Raw genomic sequence first — 22818 nt, 5'->3', positions numbered from 1 at the left:
CACCGGCTAGGCGTAGCTGGAGGCAACGATGGCGCCCACCATATCGGCCGTCACGGCCGACAGAGTCAGCCCCAGGTGCCCGTGCCCGGTGTTGTAGAACACGCCAGGTCGCTTGCCTTTGCCCACCCGAGGCAGCAGGTTGGGCATCATGGGGCGCAGTCCAGCCCAGGGCACCACACTTTCGGTGCGCACACCCGGAAAGCACTGCTGTACCCATTCCACCAAAGGACGGATGCGGTCGGCCCGGATATCCCGGTTATAGCCATTGAACTCCGCCGTACCGGCCACGCGGAATCGGTCCACACCCAAGCGGCTGGTGACCAATTTGGTGCCGTCGTCCAGCAGGCTCACCATCGGTGCAGCAGCCTGGCTTTGTGCATCCTGCAAATTCACCGTAATTGAATAGCCTTTGACGGGATAGATGTTGACGCGGTCGCCCAGCTGCGCCGCCAGGTCCCGGCTGGCCGTACCGGCGCAAACCACCACACCGTCAAACACATGGGACTGCCGTTCGATTCCATCATTGGCAGTGACAGTCACCTGTTTGCCATCGCTCTGCACGGCATCTATGTGCTGGCCATAGCGGGTTTGCACGCCCAGGCGCTCGGCCGCCAAGGCCATGCCGGTGCTGAATTTGTGGATGTCGCCCGTGGTGTCGCTTTCAGTGAAGTAACCGCCATAGTAGTTGCCAGCCAAGGTGGGCTCGATGGCGCGCATTTCTTGCGGTGTGACCGCGCGGCGCTCCAGCCCGCCCTGGGCCAGCAATTTGGAGACCTTGCCGGCATGGTCGAAGCTGGCTTTGTCACGGTAGATGTGCAGAATGCCTTCGCGCTTGTGGTCAAAGTCCAGCCCTTCCGCATCCGCCCAGGCATTCAGGTGCGCACGCGCAGCAATGGCAAGGCGGGTGGTCTCCACGGTGTTTTTCTCGTAGTGCGGGATGGCAGCAATGAACTCGGCAAACCAGGCCAGCTTGTGCCAGCTCGGCTTGGGGTTGACCAATAAAGGTGCGTCGCTCTTGAGCATCCACTTCAGCCCCTTGAGCACGGTAGACCAATGGTTCCATACCTCGGCGTTCGACACCGAAAACTGCCCGCCATTGGCAAACGATGTTTCCATGGCCGCATAGCGGTGTTTTTCAAACAAAGTGACCGCGAAACCCCGCTTTGCGAGGGCATATGCCGTGGTCACGCCCGTAATACCGCCGCCTATAACAGCAAACTTTTTCATGATGAGAGTTCCAAAACGTCAAAGTGGGGATAGCAACAAGCGTGCGCAGCTATCGCCCCTCTGTTTTGGACCTGAGAGATTCACGACTGGCACATAGCCAAGCCGCTTGCTCCTGCGGTGAACCGGGTGACGAAACCCGGTTGCTCTTCAGATGTGTGTGACAGGTACCGGTCCTTTTGCCTGAAAGTTTCCGGGGCGGTTGCTCCTTCGGCGCTGTGGGCAAACTTGTTGAGCAACAAGGGCCCCAGACTCTCCCGGTACCTGCCGCAATTATCGCATGGGGTTCGCGCACCCCAGGACCGGAATGACTCGGTCAATCAATTGCATCCGCCCATAAGGTCGACTGATTTACCCGGCCGAACCGCGCTCTAATTTTTCGCAGGCTCGGCCGCACTGCGCCGGCCGTGCACCGACACCGGCAGGTCACCATGCACGGTGACGCGGCGCACCACGCGGTGCTGGTCGCCGTAGTCATTGATCGCGTAGTGCTGGGTCGCGCGGTTGTCCCAGATCGCCACATCGCCCTCGGCCCAATGCCAGCGCACGGTGTTTTCCAGCCGCGTGATATGGTGCTGGAAGATCTCGAACAGGCGCTGCGAGTCGTGGGTGTTGTAGCCCACAAAGCGCTTCAGGAAATGCCCGGCCACCAGGCTGCGCTCGCCGGTTTCGGGGTGTACGCGCACCAGCGGATGGCGGGCCTCGATCAGGCGCGAGGTAAACACTTCGCGGTAATGCTGGGCGCCGTGGGCATCCACTTCGACGCGGGTGGCGGCGTAGTCGTAGTCGTTGCCGTGCACCGCCCACAAGGTATCTGCCAGGGTCTTCAGCTCGGTCGGCAACTGGTTGTAGGCCTCGGCGGTATTCGCCCACACTGTGTCGCCGCCCTGCTGCGGAATGGTCAGCGCGCGCAGCACCGATACCTTGGGATAAGCGGCTTCGAAGGTCACGTCGGTATGCCAGGAATTGGCCCGGCCGCCGTGGTTCGAGTCCAGCTCCAGAATCTCGGTGCCGCTGCGCGAGGGCACGGTGGGGTGCGGCACGATGCTGCCCCAGCGCCCGGCAAACAGTTGGTGCTCGGCATCGTCCAGATGCTGCTGGCCGCGGAAGAACAGCACCTTGTGCTGCAGCAGCGCCTGGTGGATGGCGGCAAAGGTTTCGGGCGCCAACTGGCCCGACAGGCGCACGCCTTGTATGCGTGCACCAATCCGCCCCGCCAAAGGATAGATATCGAGTGTGGGAACGACTTCAGTATGGGGAGCATTGAGAACAGCGGACATGCAATTTCCTTGGTAAGACGGGTTGAAACAGGATCGAAAAAAACACCCGCCCATGCTAGGAACTGCAACCCGGAAACCAAAGCATGGAATTCGCATGTGCATCTACACCGCACAGATGCGCATATGCATGCGCAATTTCCTTCGTTGTTGCGTAGGCCTTGCCAATCTACGCTGCAACTTCACGACAACTCCCAAGGGACATGCATGCGAACCGTTTTCAAGCTATTCACCGCCATGGCAGTGGCCTTCGGGCTGTCGGCCCAGGCCCTGGCGCAAGAGGCCCTGGAAGTCACCGACATCCGCTACCAGGGCTCGGCCGGCCAGGTGGTCTGGATTGAACTGGCCGAAAGTCTGGGCTATCTAGCGCCGCTGAAAGCCAAGTGGGTGGGCAACACCATCAGCGGCCCGCAGGACGTGCAGGCCGTGGTCACCGGCGACATCGACATCGGCGGCGCCTTCAACGGCGCGCTGGTCAAGCTGCTGGCCAAGAAGGCGCCAGTGAAAGCCGTGCTCGGCTACTACGGCGTGGACGACAACACCTGGACCGGCTATTACGTGAAGACCGACAGCCCGATCAAGACAGCCCGCGACCTGCTGGGCAAGAAAGTGGCGGTCAACACCCTGGGCGCCCACCACGAATTCATGGTGCGCGAATACCTGGAGCGCAACAAGCTCAACGATGAGGACGCAAAACAAGTCACCCTGGTGATCACGCCGCCGGTTACTGGCGAGCAGGCACTGCGGCAGAACCATGTGGACGTCACCACGCTGGGCGGCATTCTGCGCGACAAGGCACTGGAGCGCGGGGGCATCCGCCCGCTGTTTACCGACCAGGAACTGTTCGGCAACTTCACCGCCGGCTCGCTGGTGATGCGCAACAAGTTCCTGGAGCAGAACCCCAAGGCCTCCAAGCACCTGGTCAGCGCACTGGCCCGCTCCATCGAATGGGCGCGCAAGACGCCGCCGGCCGAAGTGCGCGCCACGTTCGAGAAGATCATCAAGGCCCGCGGCCGCGCCGAAAGCGCCGACGCCATCCAGTACTGGAAGAGCACCGGCGTGCCGTCCATTGGCGGCGTGGTGCAAGACAAGGAGCTGCAAGTCTGGATCGACTGGCTGGTGAAGGAAGAGGTCATCAAGCCCGGCCAGATCAAGCCCGCCGACCTGTACACCAATGCCTACAACCCCTACGCCACCGGCGCCAAGGTAGCCGCCAAATGAGCACCGGCAATATCCGCTTTGAGCATGTGCGCAAGGAGTTCACCGTGCGCGCTGACGATGGCGGCCCGGAGCAACGCTTTGTGGCCCTGGACGACGTTTCGCTGGAGGTGCGGGCCGGCGAATTCCTGGTGTTGGTGGGGCCCAGCGGCTGCGGCAAGTCCACGCTACTGGACCTGCTAGCCGGCCTGACCCTGCCCACCAGCGGCCGCGTGCTACTGGACGGCAAAGCCATCACCGGCCCGGCACGTGACCGCGGCGTGGTGTTCCAGCAGTACGCGCTGTTCCCCTGGCTCACGGCACTGGACAACGTGGCCTTTGGCCTGGAGATCGCCGGCGTTGGCCTGCGCGAGCGTCGCGCCAAGGCCGCCAGTTACCTGGACCTGGTGGGCCTGAGCGCGTTTGCCAACCGCTACCCGCACGAGCTGTCGGGCGGCATGAAGCAGCGGGTGGCGATTGCCCGCAGCCTGGCTTATGAGCCCCAAGTACTGCTGATGGACGAGCCCTTTGCCGCGCTGGACGCACAGACCCGCGAGACCCTGCAGGAGGAGCTGGTGGACATCTGGCAACGCACCGGCAAGACCATTGTGTTCATCACCCACGGCATCGACGAGGCGGTGGTGCTGGGCCAGCGCGTGGCGGTGATGACCTCCCGGCCCGGCCGTATCAAGCAGATTGTGGACATCCCGGACGCACTGCGCGCCAGCGGCCAAGACGTGCGTTCGCTGCCACTGTTTGGCGAACTGCGCCACGCAATCTGGTCGCTGTTGCACGACGAAGTGGCCGCCGCCCGGCAGCAGCGCCGCGCCCGCATCGCAGCCCTACCCACGCTACCCACGTTAAAGGAAAGCCTCCATGTCTGAACTCAGCCTCGCCGCCGGCCACCCGCCGCTGGCCTTGCCCCAGGCGCCCCGCTGGGCACGCCTTTACCGCATCTACCAGCACGCCCGCAGCGCGCTCTGGCGGTCGGCCCTGGTTCTGGCGCTGGCCCTGCTGTGGGAGCTGGCGCCGCGCCTGGCGCTGACCGACTCCACCTTTCTGCCACCGCTGAGCGAGGTACTGGCCGCCGGTTGGGCCCTAGCGTTGAACGGCCAGCTTTGGCAGCATGCCTCGGCCAGCCTGGCGCGCGCCCTCGGCGGCTTTGCGCTGGCCGTGCTCTACAGCGTGCCGCTCGGGCTGGCGATCGGCTGGTACCGGCGCCTGGGCCAGTTTGTGAACCCGATGATCGAGCTGCTGCGCAATACCGCGCCGCTGGCCCTGCTGCCGGTGTTCATCCTGCTGCTGGGCATAGGCGAAGTGTCCAAAGTGGCGATGGTGGTGTATGCCTGCTCCTGGCCGCTGCTGCTGAACACCATCTCGGCGGTGAAACAGGTCGACCCGCTGCTGATCAAGTCGGCGCGTACCATGGGTGCCAGCCCGCGCCAGCTGTTCCTGAAGGTGATCCTGCCGGCCTCGGTGCCGACGATTTTTGTCGGCATCCGCCTGGCCAGTGCCACCGCCATCCTGGTGCTGGTGGCCGCCGAAATGGTCGGCGCCAAGTCGGGCCTGGGCTTTCTGATCATCTACGCGCAGTACAGCTTTCTGATCCCCGACATGTACTTCGGAATCATCGCCATCACCGCCATCGGGGTGGCCTGGAACTTCGCGCTAGAGCTGCTGGAGCGGCGCCTCACCGCCTGGAAGCCCGCCCCCTAAGCACTTGAGCGCCTAAACGCCTGACCACATCCACTTCAGAAAACACATATGACTCAACGCAAACTGCGCCTGGGCGCCTTCATCATGGCCACCGGCCACCACATCGCTGCCTGGCGGCACCCGGGCGCGCAGATCGATTCGGGCGTCAACATCGACCACTACATCGAGGTCGCCAAGACGGCAGAACGCGGCCTGTTCGACCAGGTCTTCGTGGCCGACAGCCCCGGCCTGTGGTTCGAGGGTGACGACGAGGCCTTCAGCCGCCAGGGCCGGGTGTCGCACTTCGAACCGGTGACGCTGTGGGCCGCGCTGTCGGCCGTGACCAAGCACATCGGCTTTGTCGCCACGGCCTCCACCACCTACGAGGACCCGTATTTGCTGGCGCGCAAATTCGCCTCGCTGGACCACCTGAGCAAAGGCCGCGCAGCCTGGAACGTGGTGACCACCAGCGCCGAAAACGTCTACGGCAATTTCGGCCTGGACAAACACCCCGACCCCGAAACCCGCTACGAGCGCGCACAGGAGTATGTGGACGTGGTCAAAGGCCTGTGGGACAGCTTTGAAGACGATGCCTTCAGCCGCGATGCGGCCAGCGGCGTGTACTTCGACCCAGCCAAGCTGCACACGCTAAACCATGTGGGCAAGCACCTGAAGGTCAAGGGCCCGCTGAACATCGAGCGCCCGCCGCAGGGCTACCCGGTGATCGTGCAGGCCGGCTCGTCCGAGCCCGGCAAGGAGCTGGCCGCCGCCAGCGCCGAAGCCATCTTCACCGCCTGGACCAGCTTGGCCGAGGCCCAGGCCTTCTACAGCGATGTGAAAGGCCGGCTCGCCAAATACGGTCGGCGGCCCGAGCAACTGCTGGTGCTGCCTGGCATCTCGCCGGTGGTCGGCCGCACCCAGGCCGAGGCCGAGGCCAAATGGGCCGAACTGCAGAAGCTGATCCATCCCTCGGTAGGCCTTAGCACCCTGGCACCTTTCTGGCCCGGTGAAGACCTTTCGAAGTGGAACCTGGACGCCCCGCCGCCCTACATCCCGCAGCCGCCGCTGGGCCGCAACAGCCGCGCCCATGTGGTACTGGAACTGGCCCGGCGCGACAAGCTCACCGTGCGCCAGCTCTACGAATACCTGGCCGGCGCACGCGGCCACTGGGTGGTGGTGGGTACGCCGGAATCGATTGCCGACCAGATGCAGAGCTGGTTTGAGAACGGCGCGGCCGATGGCTTCAATGTGATGCCGCCGGTGCTGCCCGAGTCGCTGGACGACTTTGTGGACCTGGTGATTCCCGAGCTGCAGCGCCGTGGCCTGTTCCGCACCACATACGAAGGTACGACGCTGCGCGAAAACCTGGGACTGGAGCGACCAGTCAACCAGTTCAGCGTGCAAGCCCGCAAAACGGCTTGATCACGCCAACTGCAACGCTATAGTATCCATAGCTACCAGCGCAGGTAATACCTGCTCTAGAGCCCTATTTTCTCAATAAAATTTAGTGGCGACCGGCTACAAAAGACTCAAACTCCAGGCTGGCCAGGGGCCGGGAGAACAGATAGCCCTGGGCATAGTCGCAGCCGGCGGCCGCCAGCAGGTCACGCTGCTGCGCGGTTTCCACGCCCTCGGCCACCACCTGCATGCCCAGCTCGTGGGCCATCACGATCATGGCCTTGCACAGCGCCAGCTCAGTGGACGCAGGACGCAGGTGGCGCACAAACGACTGGTCGATCTTGATGAGGTCAATGTCAAACTTTTGCAGGTACGACAGCGACGAATAGCCCGTACCAAAGTCGTCCAGCGATACCTGGATGCCCGCCTCGCCCAGCTCCAGCAGATGCCCGGTCACGCGGGGGTTGGCATCCAGCAGCAGGCCTTCGGTGATTTCCACCACAATGCTTGAGCCGGGCAAACCCAGCGCCTGCAGCTGCTGGGCCCAGGCCTGTTTGCCACTGCCATCATGATGAAACTGCGCAGGGGACTTGTTCACACTGATCTGGAAGTCGGGGTGCACGCTGCGGCGCCAGGCCTGCACCTGCAGGGCCGCCTGCTGGAACACCCATTCACCGATGTCCACGATCAAACCGCTGGACTCGGCAATCGGTATAAATTCCGCCGGGCTGACCAGGCCACGCAGCGGGTGCTGCCAGCGTATCAATGCCTCGGCCTTGTGCACCGCCCCGGTAGCCAGTTCCACAATCGGCTGATAGACCAAACGGAACTGCTGCTCCTGCAGGCCGGCACGCAGGTCGTGGGCCAGGCGCACCCGGTTTTGCGCCGCCTCCTGCAAAGCAGGGGTGAAAAAGCTGAACCGGTTACGCCCCGCCCCCTTGGCCACATACAGCGCCTGGTCGGCGTTCTTCAGCAAGTCGTCAATATCGCGCGCATCGGTCGGATACAGCGTGATGCCGATGCTGGCAGACACAAACACCTGCTCGTTGCCCAACTGGAACACCTTTTCCACCGCCCGCAAAATTTTTTGCAGCGTGGGCTCCAGCCGGGGGGCATCGCTGACCTCGGTCAGGATCACGGTGAACTCGTCGCCCCCCATACGGGCCACCGTATCGGCTTCCCGCACGCAGTCCTGGATACGCTGCGCCGCTTGCACCAACAGCAGGTCGCCATTGCCGTGGCCCAGGGTGTCGTTGACCTCCTTGAAGTGGTCCAGATCAATGAACAGGATGGCCAGTTGCTGCGCGTCGCGCTTGCAACGCTTGATCTCCTGCTCCAGCCGGTCGCGCAGCATGCGCCGGTTGGGCAGACCGGTAAGCGTGTCAAAAAATGCCTGCTGGCGCACCAAGGCCTCGGCGGATTTGCGGTCGGTGATGTCGGTATGGGTGCCAATCATGCGCAGCGGCCGCCCATCGGTATCGCGGTTGATCAGCATGCCCCGGCTCAGCACCCACTTCCAGCCGCCGTCCTTGCACCGTATGCGGTGCTCGTTGTGGTAGATCGCGGTGTGCCCCTGGAAATGGGCGTCGCGGTCCAGCGCCATCTGCGCCACATCATCCGGATGGGTGCGGCTATCCAGCTCCGACGCCATATTCGGGATCTCTCCTTCCTGGAAACCATACATCTCCACCAGGCGTTTGGAGAAATGCTCGACCCCGCTCTGGATATCCCAATCCCACACACCATCGCCGGTACTTTCCAAAGCCAGCTTCCAGCGGTTCTCAGCGTCCTGCAAGGCCAACTGCGTCTGCTTACGCTCCGTAATGTTCTGCAGCACCGAGGTACGTGACACCAGCCGGCCGTCCTCTCTAACTGAAGTTCCCACTGCATGCACCCAGATGCGCTCGCCCCGAAAAGTAATGGCCTCCAGCTCATAGTCGTGCGAATCAGGCTGGTGCTGCGTATCGGCATACGAAGCCCGTATCCTGGCGATGGAGGCCGGTGTAAACACCCGCTCTATGGACTCCATCGGCGTGCTGGGCGTGTACTCCTCTGGTGTAGTCTGAAAAATGCGGTACATACCCTCGGTCCAGAACACCCGGTTGGTCAGCAGGTCCACCTCCCAGCCGCCCACTTGCGCAAGCGACTGCATGGCGGTCAGCAACCGGTCCAGGCGCTTACGCGCAGTCTGCGCCTGCACATAGTCCGACACATCGGCAAAGGTGCGAACCACGCCGCCATCGGATAACTGCTGGCTTTTGACCTCCAAGGTGCGCCCGGTATGCGTTACGCGCAGATAGTGCCCCGGAATCGCAGATTTGCCACCGCTCAGCACATAGCTGCGCGCATGGCTTTCCACCCAGCCCCCCTCGGGGCCGAAATCACCGCGTGCCGTTTGAAACTGGTTGACCTGCTCCAGCGTCGGGTGGGTGGCCAGAAATCTCTCCGGCAGATCCAGCAACTCGCACACCCTGGGGTTGAACAAGATCAGGCGCCGATCCGCATCGAACACAAACAGCCCCTGGCTGATACTGGCCATGGTGGTCTGCAGCAGCCGGGACTGCTCCAGCAGCCGCGCATTCAAACCCAACAGCTGCTCCTCGGACTGCTTATGGGCGCTGATATCGGTATGGGTGCCAATCATGCGCAGCGGCCTGCCCTGCGCATCCCGGCTGACGATCAGGCCATGCGACAGTATCCAGACCCAGTGCCCATCCTTGTGGCGCATGCGCAGCTGCGTGATGTAGTCGGGCGCAGTACCGTCCAGATAGGCGTGGACCGCACTCTGCATCAGCGCCAGATCGTCAGGATGCACCATGTGCACAAAGTTGGCATAACCGCCCTGCACCTCGCCGCCGCTATAGCCCAGGATTTCCTCCCAGCGCCGCGAATGGGTCTGCGTGTCGTTCACCAGATCCCACTCCCATACCCCTACACCCGAGCCCTCCAAGGCGACTTTCCAGGGGTTGTCTTCGGTATCTTGGTCTGGCGCGCGGGTCCAGTTGGGCGGCGTCGCTGGGCTAGTGGTGACGAATGGAGCAGTCAAGTGGGATGGACCAGATACAGGCTGGATTCGGGCAGAGGAAGGTTCTAAAAATTTGATGCCATAGATTACTTCAGCGTGCAGCAGATAGCCACCACTGGCAAGCCTTCTGTTTAGCCATCATATTCATAGCAACAAACCCATCATAAATCTACGCCAGCGGCATGTTTAAGCCTGAATTCTGAGGTTTATTTTCTCGGCTCCACTCGCGCAATCGCTGTGCACGATGCTCGCCTTGGCGTGCCATCTGCGCAGCAGCCCATCATCGCCGCAACCAACATTCAGTTTTTACAGAATAAATACTTCTTATTAATCTGCTTTTTCAGAAGCGTTCACAGACCTACTATGCAAAGCACATCAACTTGATACCCAAGGAGCACAACCCATGAAAAAGATACTCTCCCTAATGGCCGTGGTCATGGCCCTAGGCCTGTCCACCATCGCTGTAGACGCGGAAGCGGCCAAGCGCATGGGCGCGGGTAAATCCCTGGGCATGCAGCGCCAGGCCACACCCGATAAATCGCCCACCGCCACGCCGGCACAAACGCCCGCGGCCAACTCGGCCGCAGCGGCCGCTCCCGGCGCCGCAGCTGCGGCTGCAGCCCCCAAGCGCTCCTGGATGGGCCCGCTGGCCGGTCTGGCCGCGGGCTTGGGCCTGGCCGCACTGGCATCGTCCTTGGGTTTTGGTAGCGAACTCGCATCCATGCTGATGTTCGGTCTGCTGGCTGCCGCCATCATGGCGGCCGTGGGCTTCTTCATGCGCAAACGCGCTGCAGCTCGCCAGCAGCCGTCGACAGCGCGCATCGGCGGCATGCAATACGCCACGGCAGGCGCTCCGGCAGAGCTGAGCCCCGCGGCTCCGGCCTACAAGATGTCCATGCCCGGCGGCTCCAGCATTGGTGCCAACCTGGCGGCCAAGCCGCGCATTCCTGCGGACTTTGATGTGGTCGGTTTTGTGCGCAATGCCAAGGTCAACTTCATCCGCCTGCAGGCCGCCAATGACGCCGGCAATCTGGAAGACATCCGCCAGTTCACCACGCCGGAAATGTTTGCCGAGCTGAAGATGGACATGTCCGAACGCGGCGCCGCCAAACAGCAGACCGATGTGGTGAATGTCGATGGTGACGTACTGGAAGTTGCCGAAGAAAACGGCCAGTACGTGGTCAGCGTGCGCTTCAGCGGCCAGATCCGCGAAGACGGCGGCACGCCCGAAGCCTTTGACGAAATCTGGCACCTGACCAAGCCCCTGCAAGGCGCGGGCGGTTGGATTCTGTCCGGCATCCAGCAAAGCTAAGCGCTCTGCGCTGCCCGTGAAAGGCCCCGGTGTACAAGCACCGGGGCCTTTTACTTTGGACGGCACATGACAACACACAAGAAATCAGCCCCCAGCGCATGATTTACCTGCGCTAGCAGCTATCAAAATAGAAGCAAGCAGCAGAAAGCCCCGACAGCCGGTGCGCAGCCAAATTTTTGCAAAAATGGCGCCATGACCGCCCCCACCCTCTCCCCCCGCGCTCCCCGCTATTGGCTGATGAAGTCCGAACCCGAAGAGTGTTCCATCGACGACGCGCTGGCCGCCCCAAGCGCCACCGTCCCCTGGACCGGCGTGCGCAATTACCAGGCCCGCAACTTCATGCGCGACGACATGCGGGTCGGCGACGGCGTGCTGTTCTACCACTCCAGCAGCAAAGAGACGGGCATCGCCGGCATCGCCCGCGTGGCCTCCGGCACACGCGTAGACCCCACCCAGTTCGACCCGACCTCACCCTACTGCGACCCCAAGTCCACCCCCGACAAGCCGCGCTGGCTGTTGCTGGACGTGCAGGCCCTGCGCAAGACGCGGGTGCTGGGTTTGGCCGAACTGCGCGAACAGCCGGCGCTGGCCGAGATGCGGGTGCTGCAGCGGGGCAACCGGCTGTCGATCACGCCGGTGGAGGCTGCGGAATGGAAGCTGATTACACAGCAGCTGCTGGCCTAACTAGGGTCAACCACCTTGTCGGGCGCCCGGTACACCAGCACCTTCAAGGCCCGATCCTCCGACACGTCGGCAAACACCGTCGGGTTCGCTACGCGCTCGACAAAGGTCAGCTCGGGTGCCAGTTCAGCCATCTGGTCCTGTAGAAATGCGACGCCCAGCTCGGGTGCATTCAGGCACAAGAGCGCGTGGCCGCCGGGCATCAGCAGGTCGGGCAGGCGGCGCATCAGGCGGGCGTAATCCTTGGTAGCGACAAAGCTGCCTTTTTGGTAGCTGGGTGGATCCACGATGATCAGGTCGTAGGCGCCGCCGCGGTTGATCTTGCCCCAGGTGGTGAAGATGTCGTGCGGCAGAAAACTGGCGCCGGTGCTCAGGCCGTTGAGCTGGTGGTTTTGCTGCCCCGTGGCAATGGCGCCGTGGCCCATGTCCACGTTGAGCACATGTTTGGCCCCCGCCTGCAATGCCACTACCGAGAAGGCGCAGGTGTAGGCGAACAGGTTTAGCACGCGGAAGTTGGCGCGGCCGGCCACGTGCTCGCGCACCCAGCGCCGGCCTTCGGCCATGTCGAGAAACAGACCGTGGTTCTGGCCCTTGAGCACATGCACACGGTAGCGTGCGCCCTGCTCCGTCACCACATGCGGGTCGGGCACAACGCCTGCCATCAGGCGGGCCTCCGAACGGCCGTCAAACCGGCATTGGTAGACCCAGTTCAACGGCTGGCCGGGCGTCAGCTGCTGCCAGCGGGCCTCCAGCGCGGCGCCAATGGCGGCCAGCTCGTCGTCACTGGCGGGCTGGAAGCTGGTCAAGAGCAAGACCGGCGGAAAGGCGTCCAGCGCCCAGTGCTCGCAGCCCGGGTAGCGACTACCCCGGCCGTGGAAGATGCGCTGGGCGTCGGTGGGCAGGGCCATCGTGGCGATGGTGTCGAGCAGGGCTTGCATGGCTTGGCGTCTAGAAAATCAAACGCCGATGGTAAGAGAAAAAGTGCTCTGGCGCAGATAGAACCTGCGCAAGTAGCTACTTTTTTAGTAGCACTCTGGTCGGTCGGCTCAGGAAGCTTGGAGTTGTGCCAACAGGCTGTCCAGACTGCCGTACAAGGCATTGCCACGCACCAGGTGCCGGCCTTGGGCATTCACAAGCACAAGGTTGGGCACGCCCTGGGCACCCAGTTGCTGCATATCGCGCTGGGCGTCGGCCATGCGCTCGCGGTTGGCAGCAGTCAATGCTGCATCCGCCTGCAACAACTGCTCAACGGCCGCATCCAGCCGCAGGCCGCGCAACAGCTCGGCCAAGACCGCCACGGCCGTGGTGTCCAGGCCGTCCACGTAGCGGGCCTCCTGGATTGCACGCAGCGCGTCGAACTCCCGCTCAGGCGCGGTGCGCTGCACGGCGGTCAAAGCCAGGGTGGCGGGGCCGGAGTCGAAACGCTGGCCGTGCTTGCCCAGCACCTCGCTGCGGTAGCGCGGGGTGAAACGCTGGCCCGTCAGGCGTTCTATGCGTTCGTCGTTGCTCCAGGCGTAGGCGGCAAAGTCGGCGTCCATGGTGCGGCTGCCGGCCCCGGTGAACAAGCCCGTGGGGGCGATCTCCAGCTGCACACCCGGCGCGTTGCGCAGCTTTTGCAAGGCGGGGGCCGCGCCGTAGCACCAGCCGCACAAGGGGTCCATAAGGTAACGGACGACATAGCGAACGCTTACCATTTCATTTCGCCCTTGTTCACCTTCGCACCAATGTCCAGCACCATGGCACCGCCCACTGCAGGGAAGGCCTTGTTCATGGCGTCTATCAGCTCAGCACTGTTCTTGCTGCTGGCCAGGTTCTTCTCGAAGGTCTGCAAATAGGCCTTGGTATAGCCGATGCTGCTGGCATCGATGGGCGTACCCGCCTGCATATGGCCGGGCACGACGATGGCTGGCTGCAGCGCGGCCATCTCGTCCAGCTGGGCCAGCCAGGCGCTGCGCTCGGCCACGGTTTGCGTGTCTGCCGTCCACACATGCAGATTGCCGAACACGCCGATATTGCCCACCACCGCCTTGATGGACGGAATCCAGGCGTAAGGACGGTGTGCCAGCGCGCCCGTGGTGCCACGGATCTCCACCTTCTCGCCGTCCACCGTCAAGCTGTTGCCTTCAATGGCATGGGGCAGTACGGGCGTACGCGGGGCGTTGGCGCCCATCTTGGGGCCCCAGAAGGCCACCTTGCCGGCATGCTTGGCGCTCAGCTTGGCCAGCACGGCCGGCGTAGTCACCACATCAGCCTGGGGGAATATCTCCTTCAGCGCTTCCACGCCGAAGTAGTAGTCGGGGTCGGCCTGGCTGACGTAGATCGTCTTCAGTTGCTTGCCGCTGTCCAGCACATTGGCGGCGATGCGCAGCGCGTCGGCGCGGGTAAAGCCAGCGTCGATCACCATGGCTTCCTTCTCGCCGTAGACCAGGGTGGAGTTGACGTTGAAGCTATTGCCATCGGCGTTGTACACGCGCAGCTGCAAAGGCTGGGCGGCGGAGGCGGTGCCGGTAACGACGGCGATGGTGGCAGCGACAAGAGAGGTACGGAGCATGGTGGTTTCCTGGGTAGGTGTTGCGATGGAAAGCAGTTTAGTTTCACCATTCAAACCAATAAACCCCATAAACTACGCATTACTGTTGCATAAATAGAACCAATATGGACCGCATTACCGCCATGCGTGTGTTTGCCGAAGTCGCCACCAGCGGCAGCTTCAGCGCCACCGCCGACAAGCTCGACATGTCCCGCGCCATGGTGACGCGCTATGTCACCGAGATGGAGAACTGGCTGCAGGCGCGGCTGCTACAGCGCACCACACGCCGCGTGACCTTGACCGATGCAGGCGAACAGGCCCTGCGCCGCAGCCAGCAAATGCTGGAGCTGGCCAGCGCGGTGGAAGAAGAAACCGCCAGCGGCAGTGACACCCTGCGCGGGCAGCTGCGGCTGACCGCCAGCATGTCCTTCGGCCACGCCCACCTGGCGGCCGCCATCACCGAGTTCCTGGCCGTACACCCCCTGCTCTCGGTGGACCTGCAGGTGGGCGACAGCACCCTGAACCTGGTGGAGGCGCGCATCGACCTGGCCATACGCATCAGCAGCGAGCCCGATCCCATGCTGATCGGCCGCCCGCTGGTGGCCTGCGAATCGGTGCTGGTGGCCTCGCCGCAATACATCCAAGCACACGGCATGCCGCAGCACCCCGGGGAGCTGGCGCAACAACGCTGCCTGAGCCATGCCACCGTGGGTAAAAGCCTGTGGAAGCTGTCACGCAACGACGAGGTGGTGGAGGTGCGCGTAAACAGCCCATTTAGCGCCAACGAGGCCACCGTGCTGCTACAGGCCGCGCTGGCGAGCGCGGGCATTGCCCTGCAGCCCAGCTACCTGGTCAACAGCTATCTGCGCAGCGGTGCGCTGGTGCAGGTACTGCCCGACTGGCAGGTGCCGACGATGACGGTGTACGCCCTGTACCCCTCGCGCCGCCATCTGTCGCCCGCCGTGCGGGCTCTGGTGGACCACCTGGTGGCGCACTTCAAGATTGCCCCGTGGGCGCTCGCCGCCTAAACCGCCGGAGCAGGTTTTAGGCGATCTGCGCGATCACTGCGCCCAACGCCTGCACCGTGCCCGCCTGTGCCGCCAGCGTAATGCGGCCGCTGCGGTGCGCCGTGACCTGCATCTCCATCTTCATGGCTTCCATGACGGCGATCACATCGCCCTCTTGCACCGCATCGCCCTCGGCCACCTTCCAGGCCTGCAGATTGCCGGCGATGGGCGAGCTGACGGCGCTGGCGTCCACCGCCGCCTCGGGCGTGGCAGTCTGCACTGCGCTGCCAGAGGCATTCGCCAAACCCTGCAGCAGCACGGCCGGCAGGCCCAGCAGCACGCGGCGGCCGTCGATCTCGATGGCGGTGCGCAGCAGGCTGCTATCGGGCTGGGGTTCGGCGCGTGCCTGGGCCTGGATGGCCTCGGCCAGCGGTGCGGCGAAGTCGGATTCGATCCAGCGGGTATGCACCTTGAAGCCATCAGCGCCGACGAAGTCCGGGTGCGTGATCACCGCGCGGTGAAACGGCAGCACCGAGGCCACGCCTTCGATCTTGAACTCGCGCAGCGCACGGCGGGCGCGGGCCAGCGCCTGCTCGCGGGTGGCGCCAGTGACGATCAGCTTGGCCATCAGCGAATCGAACGTGCCTGGCACCACCGAGCCAGCCAACACGCCCGTATCCAGGCGTACGCCGGGGCCAGACGGCGGGTCGAAGCGCAACACCGGCCCGGGCGTGGGCAGGAAGCCCCGGCCCACGTCTTCGGCGTTGATGCGGAACTCGATGGAATGGCCCAGCGGCGCCGGCGTCTGCGTGATGGACAGGGGCAGGCCATCGGCCACGCGCAGCTGCTCCACCACCAGGTCCACACCGGTGGTCTGCTCGGTGACCGGGTGCTCCACTTGCAGGCGGGTATTCACCTCCAGGAAGGAAATGGCGCCGCTTTGGCTGAGTAAAAACTCCACCGTGCCGGCACTGACATAGCCGGCGGCGGCGCAGATGTCGCGCGCCGAGCTGTGGATGCGCTCGCGCTGCGCGTCGCTCAAGAAGGGCGCGGGCGCCTCCTCCACCAGCTTCTGGTTGCGCCGCTGCAGCGAGCAGTCGCGCGTGCCCAGCACCACCACGTTGCCGTGGGTGTCGGCCAGCACCTGGGCCTCGATGTGGCGCGGCTTGTCCAGAAACTGCTCGACAAAGCATTCACCGCGGCCAAAGGCTGTCACCGCCTCGCGCACGGCGGACTCGAACAGCTCGGCCACCTCGTCCATGCGCCAGGCGATCTTCATGCCCCGGCCGCCGCCGCCAAAGGCCGCCTTGATGATGATGGGCAGGCCGTGCTGCTCGGCAAAGGCCAGCACCTCGCTGGCGTCTTTCACCGGGTCGGGCGTACCGACCACCAGCGGCGCGCCGACCTTGAGTGCGATCTTGCGGGCCTGCACCTTGTCGCCCAGCTGGGCAATGGTGCTGGGCGAGGGGCCGATCCAGGCCAGGCCCGCATCGATCACCGCCTGGGCGAACGCTTGGTTCTCGGACAGGAAGCCATAGCCGGGGTGCACCGCGTCAGCACCGCTCTTGCGCGCCAGATCCAGCAGCTTGGCCATGTTCAGGTAGGTGTCGGCCGGGCGGTCGCCGTCCAGGCCATAGGCCTCGTCGGCCATGCGTGCGTGCAGCGCGTCGATGTCGGCATTGGCATACACGGCCACGGACTGCACACCGTAGTCGGCACAGGCGCGGGCGATACGGACGGCGATTTCGCCTCGGTTCGCGATCAGGACTTTTTTCATATTCACAACTCTGCAAATGTTCGGATGGGGTTAAAGCGCAGCCAGGCCCCCACGGGGATCTGCCCTGCGCGGTCCAGGTGGTAAGGCGCCACACAGGCGATCACCGGGTAGCCGCCGGTCAGCGGGTGGTCGGCCAGGAACAGCACGGGTTGGCCGCTAGGCGGCACCTGCAAGGCGCCCAAGGCCGTGCCCTCGCTGGGCAGCTCGCCGGTGCTGGCGCGGTCCAGCGGCACTTCGCCGGCCAGGCGCAGGCCGACGCGATTCGACTGGGCGGTGACCTGCCAGCGCTGGGCCGCCAGGCGCTCTACCGCTGCGGCGCTAAACCAGTCGGTGCGCGGGCCCATGACCACGTCCAGCACCACCTCTTGTTGCAGCGTGGGCAGGTCCTCGGGTGGCAATTCAACAGCCCCCACCACCATGCTCACCGGGGCTGGGCGCACGCCGAGCAGCTCGCCAGCGGCCAGCGGCGCCGGGCCCACATTGGCCAGGGTATCGGTAGCGCAACTGCCCATCACCAGTGCTTCGTCAAAACCACCGCGCACCGCCACATAACAGCGCGCGCCGGCCTCGGGCTGGCCCACGGCCAGGGTGTCGCCATCGGCCAGGGCCACGGCCTGGTAGTGCGGCACAGACCAGCGGCGGCCCGCAGCGGTGGTCACCGTCAGAGGCGCATCGGCACCGGTGACGGCCACCACGTTCTCGCCCTGGCTTTGCAACTGCAGGCCACCGCCCACGGTCTCCAGCGCAGCGGCGTTGCTGGCATTGCCAACCAGGCGGTTGGCGGCCTTCAGCCCGGTGGGGTCCATGGCGCCGGAGGCGGACACGCCCTGCCCCGCCTGCCCGTGGCGGCCCAAGTCCTGGAACAAGGTTTGCAGCCCGGTGCCCCGCACCTGCAGCGCAGCCTGACCAGGGGCCAAGCTCTCACGGGTACGTTGAGAAGGGTTTAAGTCTTTTAGGCCTCCAGCGCAGGTACTACCTGCGCCAGTAGCTCCTATTTGTGTAGCAATATCGACGAAGCGTACACGGTAGCCGGGCTGCAGCAGCGCAGGCTGGGCGCGGGCCAGATCCCACATCGCCACCGGTGTCACGCCGATGATCTGCCAACCACCGGGGCTGGCCTGCGGGTAGACGCCGCTAAAAGCTCCCGCCAGGCCCACGGCACCGGCGGGAATGCGGGTGCGCGGCGTGCTGCGGCGTGGCACGTCCAGGCTGGGGTGGCCGCCGCTGAGGTAGGCAAAGCCGGGCGCGAAGCCCGTGAAGGCCACGGTGTACTCGCTGCCCGTGTGGCGGCGCACCACTTCCTCGGGCGTGGTGCCCAGCATCTGCGCAACCTCGGCCAGGTCTTCACCGTCGTACTGCACAGGGATTTCGACCAGGGTGCTGCTGCGCTCGGCGCGCTGCGAGATGTCGCGGCCGGCGATGCTCTGCACCAGCTTTGCTGCGCTGGTAGCCGAGGGACGAAAGCGCAAAAGAATAGTTCGCGCGGCGGGCACCAGCTCTTCCACGCCGGGCAAAGGCTCGCGCTGCAGCGTGGCCAGCAGGGCCAGGGTCTGGTCCAGGTCGTCCAGCTCTACCAGCAGCGCATCCAGGTTGACGGGCAGAAAGCGCATCACAGGGCCACAAACGAGGTGATCGTGATGCCGTCCTGCTCGAAGCGCGTGCGCAGCTGGCGGGCGATGTCCACCGCATCCGGGCTGTCGCCATGCACGCAGATGGAATCGGCCTCTATGCGCACCAGGCTGCCGTCGATGGCCTCGACCACGCCCTCGCGCACCAGGCGCGCCATGCGCTGGGCGATGACTTCGGGGTCGTGCAGCACAGCGCCCTTTTCGCGACGCGACACCAGTGCGCCGGTCGGTGTGTAGGCACGGTCGGCAAAGGCCTCGGCCACCACGCGCAGGCCGGCATCGCGCGCCCACTGCACCAGGGGTGCGCCCGCCAATGCCACCAGCACCAGAGTGGGATCGATGGCCAGGATGGCGTTGATCACGTCCTTGGCCTGGCGCGCGTCCTGGGCGATGGTGTTGTACAGCGCGCCATGCGGTTTGACGTAGCGCACCGTGGTACCGGCAGCCCGGGCCAGTCCTTGCAGCGCACCGATCTGGTAGACCACATCGGCCACCAGGTCGGCGCTGGCCACGTCCATATTGCGGCGGCCAAAGCCTTGCAGGTCCGGGTAGGCCACATGGGCGCCCACCACCACACCGCGTGCGGCGGCGGCGCGCAGCGTGGCCAATATGCCGGCCGGGTCACCGGCGTGGAAGCCGCAGGCCACGTTGGCGCTGCTGACGATCTGCAGCATGGCGGCATCGTCGCCCATGCTCCATGCGCCCAGGCTCTCGCCTAGGTCACTGTTCAGGTCCATTTTCATCATGCTGTTCTCGTAAATAAGTTCAATGCAGCTGGCCGCCGGTTTCGCGCACATCCTCATGCACAGCCAGTGCGGTCTGTATGGCCTGCCGCACGCCGAGCACCTGGGTCTCCAACGCCATGCTGGGCATGCCGGGGTGCAAAGCCGCCAGCGCGGGCAAGCTGGGTACGTGCATGAAGCCGCCGCGGGCCCCTACCCCACTCTCGCCAGCCTGCGCCAAACGGTGCATCAACGCATAAAAGATATGGTTGCAGACAAAGGTGCCGGCGGTGTTGGACACCGCCGCTGGCACACCCTGGGCCAGCATGTCGCGCACCATGGCCTTGATCGGCAGGGTCGAAAAATACGCCGCCGGCCCGCCCGCCACCACAGGCATGTCCACCGGCTGGCGGCCCGCGTTGTCAGCGATGCGCGCATCGTCCACATTGATGGCCACGCGCTCGGGCGTCAGCGCAGCGCGGCCACCGGCCAGGCCCAGACAGAGCACCAGCGTGGGCTGCCATTGCTGCAGAGCCTGGTCCAGCCGCGTGATGGCATCGCCAAACACACAGGGCAGCTGCACGGAGCGCACCGTAGCACCCGCGTGCTGCCAGCCGTCCAGCGCACGCGCCACTTCCCAGGAAGGGTTCAGCGGGTCTTTCTCGAACGGCTCAAAGCCGGTGAGCAGCACGTTCAGCGCGGCAGGGGTCGGTTGGGAGGACATCAGCGGAACATCAGGAAGTTAAGCAAAAACACATTCACCACCAGCAGGGTCAAGGCCGTTGGCACCTGGGCGCGGATGACGGCATTTTTGTCCGGCAATTCCAGCAGCGCAGCGGGCACGATGTTGAAGTTGGCCGCCATGGGCGTCAGCAAGGTGCCGCAGTAGCCCGACAACATGCCGACTGCCGCCATCACTGCCGGATCGCCGTGGTACACGCCCACCAGCACCGGCACACCCACGCCGCCAGTCATCACCGGGAAGGCGGCAAAGCCATTGCCCATGATGACGGTGAACAAGGCCATGCCAATCACGTAGACGGCCACCGCCACAAAGCGCAGGTCCATATTGATGTAGGTGGTGGTCACGTAGGCCACGGCCTTGCCCACGCCGGCATCGGAAAACACCAGGCCCAGCATGCCCAGCATCTGCGGCAGCACCAGGGCCCAGCCGAGCGCATCGGTCAGGCGGCGCGACTCGCGCAGGCCCTGGGCCGGCGTCTCGCGGGTCAACCAGCAGGCCAGGGCCAGCGACAGCACGCAGCCCACGCCCAGGCTGACCAGGGTGGTGTTTTTCGGGTCCAGCAGAGGCACGCCGCCTACCGACAAATGCTTGGCCGACAACGTGCCCACCATGGTCACCAGCGGAATCGCCAAGGCCGGTGCAAACAGCTTGTTGCCCAGGCGCTTGGCGCTGGCCACGTACTCGGCCGGGCTGCGGGCCGCATGCTTGCCGGCACCCACACCGCCAAAGCCCGCGATCAGCGCCATCACCACGGCGCCCACGCCCACCCACAGCGGTGGCAGCAAGTCGCCCACCAGGAAGACCAGCGCATACAGCCCCCAGAACAAGCCGCTGCTGTAGCGCTTGGGATTGCTGGCGTCAGCAAGGGTAGACAGCGCGGTGATCGCCAGCACGGCACCCACCAGGTAGTACAGGTATTGGATGGAAATGATCATGTTCACGCTCCCTTGGCTGCGGTGGCGGCTTTGGCGTTCAGAGGGCTGATGCCCTCGGCCTGCAGCTCACGGGCCAGCACGCCGTCCAGGCGGTACAGCCGCCAGGCATGGATCAAAAAGGCACAGGCTGCGGTGGGGATGCCCCAGAACGCAATGTGCAGCGGCTCTACATCGATGCCAGCTTCATGCAAGAAGGTACTCATCAGCACGATGGCACCAAAGGCCACGAAGATGTCCTCGCCAAAGAACAGGCCCACGTTGTCCGTTGCCGCCGAGAAGGCGCGCAGCTTGTGGCGGATACGCTCGGGCAGCGGGCCATAGCGGGCTTCGGTGGCGCCTTCGGCCATGGGGGCCAGCAGTGGCCGCACCATCTGCGGGTGGCCGCCCAGGCTGGTCAGGCCGATGGCGGCCGTCAACTGGCGCGCCGCCAGGTAGACGATCAGCAGGCGGCCGGCCGTGGCCGACTGGATGCTGCTGATCCAACTCTGCGCATGCTGGCGCAGGCCGTGGCGTTCCAGCAGGCCGATCACCGCCAGTGGCAGCAGGATGATCAGCGGCAGATTGCGCGTCTTGATGAAGCCTGTGCCTATGGTGGCCAGGATTTTGTCGATGGGAAATCCGGCGGCGAGCGCCGTGCCCATGGCCGTGACGATCACGACCAGCATGGGGTTAAACCGCAGGACAAAGCCCGCGATGATGATGGCCACCCCGATGAGCGGCCATAGATTCACAACACTTTGCATATGCATCCTTGATTGAGTTCACCTACACACAGCGCGCTGCAGCCACCTTCGCCACACCGCGCCAGCCCTTGGAACAACGCAACTTGCATGCCATATGAATGAACAAATAATGCACTATCGTGCAGCACAAACATACAAATTGTTGAACAATAAATTAATTATTGCCCAACAGTAGTGCGCAACATATCCATGGAAACCCTCGAATGGTCGAACCATGGGGCGCCATCACCGCTACCATCGGGCCATGAAATCCGAACCAGCCAGCACCCAGACCCTGAATGACCGCATGGCCGAGCTGATCCGCCAGAAGATCGTGCAAGGCGAGTTTTCACCCGGCCAACGCCTGTCTGAGGCCGCTTTAAGCGAAAGCCTGGAGATATCGCGCAACACTTTGCGCGAGGTGTTCCGGCTGCTGACCAAGGAGGGCCTGCTCAAGCACGAGCCCAACCGGGGCGTGTTCGTGGCCATCCCCAGCATTGCGTCCATCATCGACATCTACCGTGTGCGCCGGCTGATCGAATGCCAGGCCCTGGCCCAGGCCTACCCGCGCCACCCCGCCAAAAAGCATCTGCGCGAAGCTGTGGAAACCGCCCAGCGCCACCGCGACGTGGGCAACTGGCAAGGCGTGGGCACGGCGAATATGGAGTTCCACATGGCCATCGTCGAGCTGGCCGACAGCGAACGACTGAACGTGATGTTCTCCCACGTGCTGGCCGAGTTGCGCCTGGCTTTCGGCCTGCTCAACGACCCCGAGTTTCTGCACATGCCTTATGTAGAGATGAACCTGAACATCCTGCAGCTGTTTGAAGCTGGCAAGCTGCAGGAAGCGGCTACTGCGCTGAACGACTACCTGGTGCATTCCGAGCGCATCGTGCTGGCCGTGTATGCGCGGCGCATCTCGGACGGTAGTACGCTGAAATAG

The 22818-nt window shown here is 64.2% G+C and carries 20 protein-coding genes and 1 riboswitch; of the genes, 8 read left to right on the top strand and 12 right to left on the bottom strand.

The window, feature by feature from the left end; all coding sequences use genetic code 11:
- Nucleotides 1-6: 6 nt before the first annotated feature.
- Together AC07R0_RS23730 and AC07R0_RS23725 are read right to left on the bottom strand one after the other, a co-directional pair.
- Nucleotides 7-1227: a D-amino acid dehydrogenase gene (locus AC07R0_RS23730; RefSeq protein WP_495106722.1), complete on the bottom strand. Its 1221-nt coding sequence runs from the start codon at nt 1225-1227 to the stop codon at nt 7-9.
- 158 nt (nt 1228-1385) lie between these two features.
- Nucleotides 1386-1494, bottom strand: a riboswitch (glycine riboswitch).
- A 101-nt stretch (nt 1495-1595) separates the two neighbouring features.
- Complete coding sequence (locus tag AC07R0_RS23725) at nt 1596-2504, bottom strand: TauD/TfdA dioxygenase family protein (protein WP_495106721.1); 909 nt, start codon at nt 2502-2504, stop codon at nt 1596-1598.
- A gap of 204 nt (nt 2505-2708) precedes the next feature.
- Here AC07R0_RS23725 and AC07R0_RS23720 point away from each other — a divergent pair, with 204 nt between their 5' ends.
- The 4 genes from AC07R0_RS23720 to AC07R0_RS23705 are packed head-to-tail and all read left to right on the top strand — an operon-like array spanning nt 2709 to nt 6815.
- Complete coding sequence (locus tag AC07R0_RS23720) at nt 2709-3722, top strand: ABC transporter substrate-binding protein (RefSeq protein ID WP_495106720.1); 1014 nt, start codon at nt 2709-2711, stop codon at nt 3720-3722.
- A complete protein-coding gene (locus tag AC07R0_RS23715) occupies nt 3719-4582 on the top strand; it encodes an ABC transporter ATP-binding protein (protein WP_495106719.1) in 864 nt (287 codons plus the stop codon). The genes AC07R0_RS23720 and AC07R0_RS23715 overlap by 4 nt, the downstream gene beginning before the upstream one ends.
- A complete protein-coding gene (locus tag AC07R0_RS23710; RefSeq protein WP_495106718.1) occupies nt 4575-5414 on the top strand; it encodes an ABC transporter permease in 840 nt (279 codons plus the stop codon). Before AC07R0_RS23715 ends, AC07R0_RS23710 begins: the two co-directional genes overlap by 8 nt.
- 48 nt (nt 5415-5462) lie before the next feature.
- Nucleotides 5463-6815 (top strand): LLM class flavin-dependent oxidoreductase, encoded by a 1353-nt coding sequence (locus AC07R0_RS23705; protein ID WP_495106717.1) that lies wholly within the window; start codon nt 5463-5465, stop codon nt 6813-6815.
- An 82-nt stretch (nt 6816-6897) separates the two neighbouring features.
- On the opposite strand, the gene AC07R0_RS23700 is transcribed toward AC07R0_RS23705, so the two are convergent.
- On the bottom strand, nt 6898-9837 hold the full coding sequence (locus tag AC07R0_RS23700) for an EAL domain-containing protein (protein WP_495106716.1): 2940 nt from the start codon (nt 9835-9837) through the stop codon (nt 6898-6900).
- A gap of 382 nt (nt 9838-10219) precedes the next feature.
- Between AC07R0_RS23700 and AC07R0_RS23695 the strand changes: the two genes are divergently transcribed.
- On the top strand, nt 10220-11128 hold the full coding sequence (locus tag AC07R0_RS23695) for a Tim44 domain-containing protein (protein WP_495106715.1): 909 nt from the start codon (nt 10220-10222) through the stop codon (nt 11126-11128).
- Between the two features lie 192 nt (nt 11129-11320).
- Nucleotides 11321-11812: an EVE domain-containing protein gene (locus AC07R0_RS23690; protein ID WP_495106714.1), complete on the top strand. Its 492-nt coding sequence runs from the start codon at nt 11321-11323 to the stop codon at nt 11810-11812.
- Here the strand turns inward: AC07R0_RS23690 and AC07R0_RS23685 are convergent.
- From AC07R0_RS23685 to AC07R0_RS23675, 3 genes are all read right to left on the bottom strand, one after another.
- On the bottom strand, nt 11809-12747 hold the full coding sequence (locus AC07R0_RS23685) for a class I SAM-dependent methyltransferase (RefSeq protein ID WP_495106713.1): 939 nt from the start codon (nt 12745-12747) through the stop codon (nt 11809-11811). The genes AC07R0_RS23690 and AC07R0_RS23685 overlap by 4 nt on opposite strands.
- A gap of 108 nt (nt 12748-12855) precedes the next feature.
- Nucleotides 12856-13470 (bottom strand): DsbA family protein, encoded by a 615-nt coding sequence (locus AC07R0_RS23680; RefSeq protein ID WP_495106712.1) that lies wholly within the window; start codon nt 13468-13470, stop codon nt 12856-12858.
- 26 nt (nt 13471-13496) lie between these two features.
- Entirely contained in the window at nt 13497-14360 is an 864-nt protein-coding gene (locus AC07R0_RS23675; protein WP_495106711.1) for an MBL fold metallo-hydrolase, read from the bottom strand.
- A gap of 104 nt (nt 14361-14464) precedes the next feature.
- Between AC07R0_RS23675 and AC07R0_RS23670 the strand changes: the two genes are divergently transcribed.
- Complete coding sequence (locus AC07R0_RS23670) at nt 14465-15367, top strand: LysR family transcriptional regulator (protein ID WP_495106710.1); 903 nt, start codon at nt 14465-14467, stop codon at nt 15365-15367.
- 16 nt (nt 15368-15383) lie between these two features.
- On the opposite strand, the gene AC07R0_RS23665 is transcribed toward AC07R0_RS23670, so the two are convergent.
- The 6 genes from AC07R0_RS23665 to AC07R0_RS23640 are packed head-to-tail and all read right to left on the bottom strand — an operon-like array spanning nt 15384 to nt 21896.
- The gene (locus tag AC07R0_RS23665) at nt 15384-17123 is read right to left on the bottom strand and encodes an acetyl/propionyl/methylcrotonyl-CoA carboxylase subunit alpha (protein WP_495106709.1); all 1740 of its coding nucleotides are present in this window, start codon (nt 17121-17123) and stop codon (nt 15384-15386) included.
- A 2-nt stretch (nt 17124-17125) separates the two neighbouring features.
- Nucleotides 17126-18733, bottom strand: coding sequence for a 5-oxoprolinase subunit PxpB (pxpB, locus tag AC07R0_RS23660; protein WP_495106708.1), 1608 nt, complete (start codon nt 18731-18733; stop codon nt 17126-17128).
- Nucleotides 18733-19494: a LamB/YcsF family protein gene (locus tag AC07R0_RS23655; protein WP_495106738.1), complete on the bottom strand. Its 762-nt coding sequence runs from the start codon at nt 19492-19494 to the stop codon at nt 18733-18735. The genes pxpB and AC07R0_RS23655 overlap by 1 nt, the downstream gene beginning before the upstream one ends.
- Before the next feature lie 22 nt (nt 19495-19516).
- Entirely contained in the window at nt 19517-20197 is a 681-nt protein-coding gene (pcp, locus tag AC07R0_RS23650) for a pyroglutamyl-peptidase I (protein WP_495106707.1), read from the bottom strand.
- Nucleotides 20197-21153, bottom strand: coding sequence for a DUF979 domain-containing protein (locus AC07R0_RS23645; RefSeq protein ID WP_495106706.1), 957 nt, complete (start codon nt 21151-21153; stop codon nt 20197-20199). Before AC07R0_RS23645 ends, pcp begins: the two co-directional genes overlap by 1 nt.
- Nucleotides 21154-21155: 2 nt before the next feature.
- Complete coding sequence (locus tag AC07R0_RS23640; protein ID WP_495106705.1) at nt 21156-21896, bottom strand: DUF969 domain-containing protein; 741 nt, start codon at nt 21894-21896, stop codon at nt 21156-21158.
- Between the two features lie 244 nt (nt 21897-22140).
- Between AC07R0_RS23640 and AC07R0_RS23635 the strand changes: the two genes are divergently transcribed.
- Complete coding sequence (locus AC07R0_RS23635; protein ID WP_495106704.1) at nt 22141-22818, top strand: GntR family transcriptional regulator; 678 nt, start codon at nt 22141-22143, stop codon at nt 22816-22818.

This window comes from Rhodoferax sp. GW821-FHT07F03 (assembly GCF_059418745.1).
This window is presented reverse-complemented; position numbering and strand designations above follow the sequence as displayed.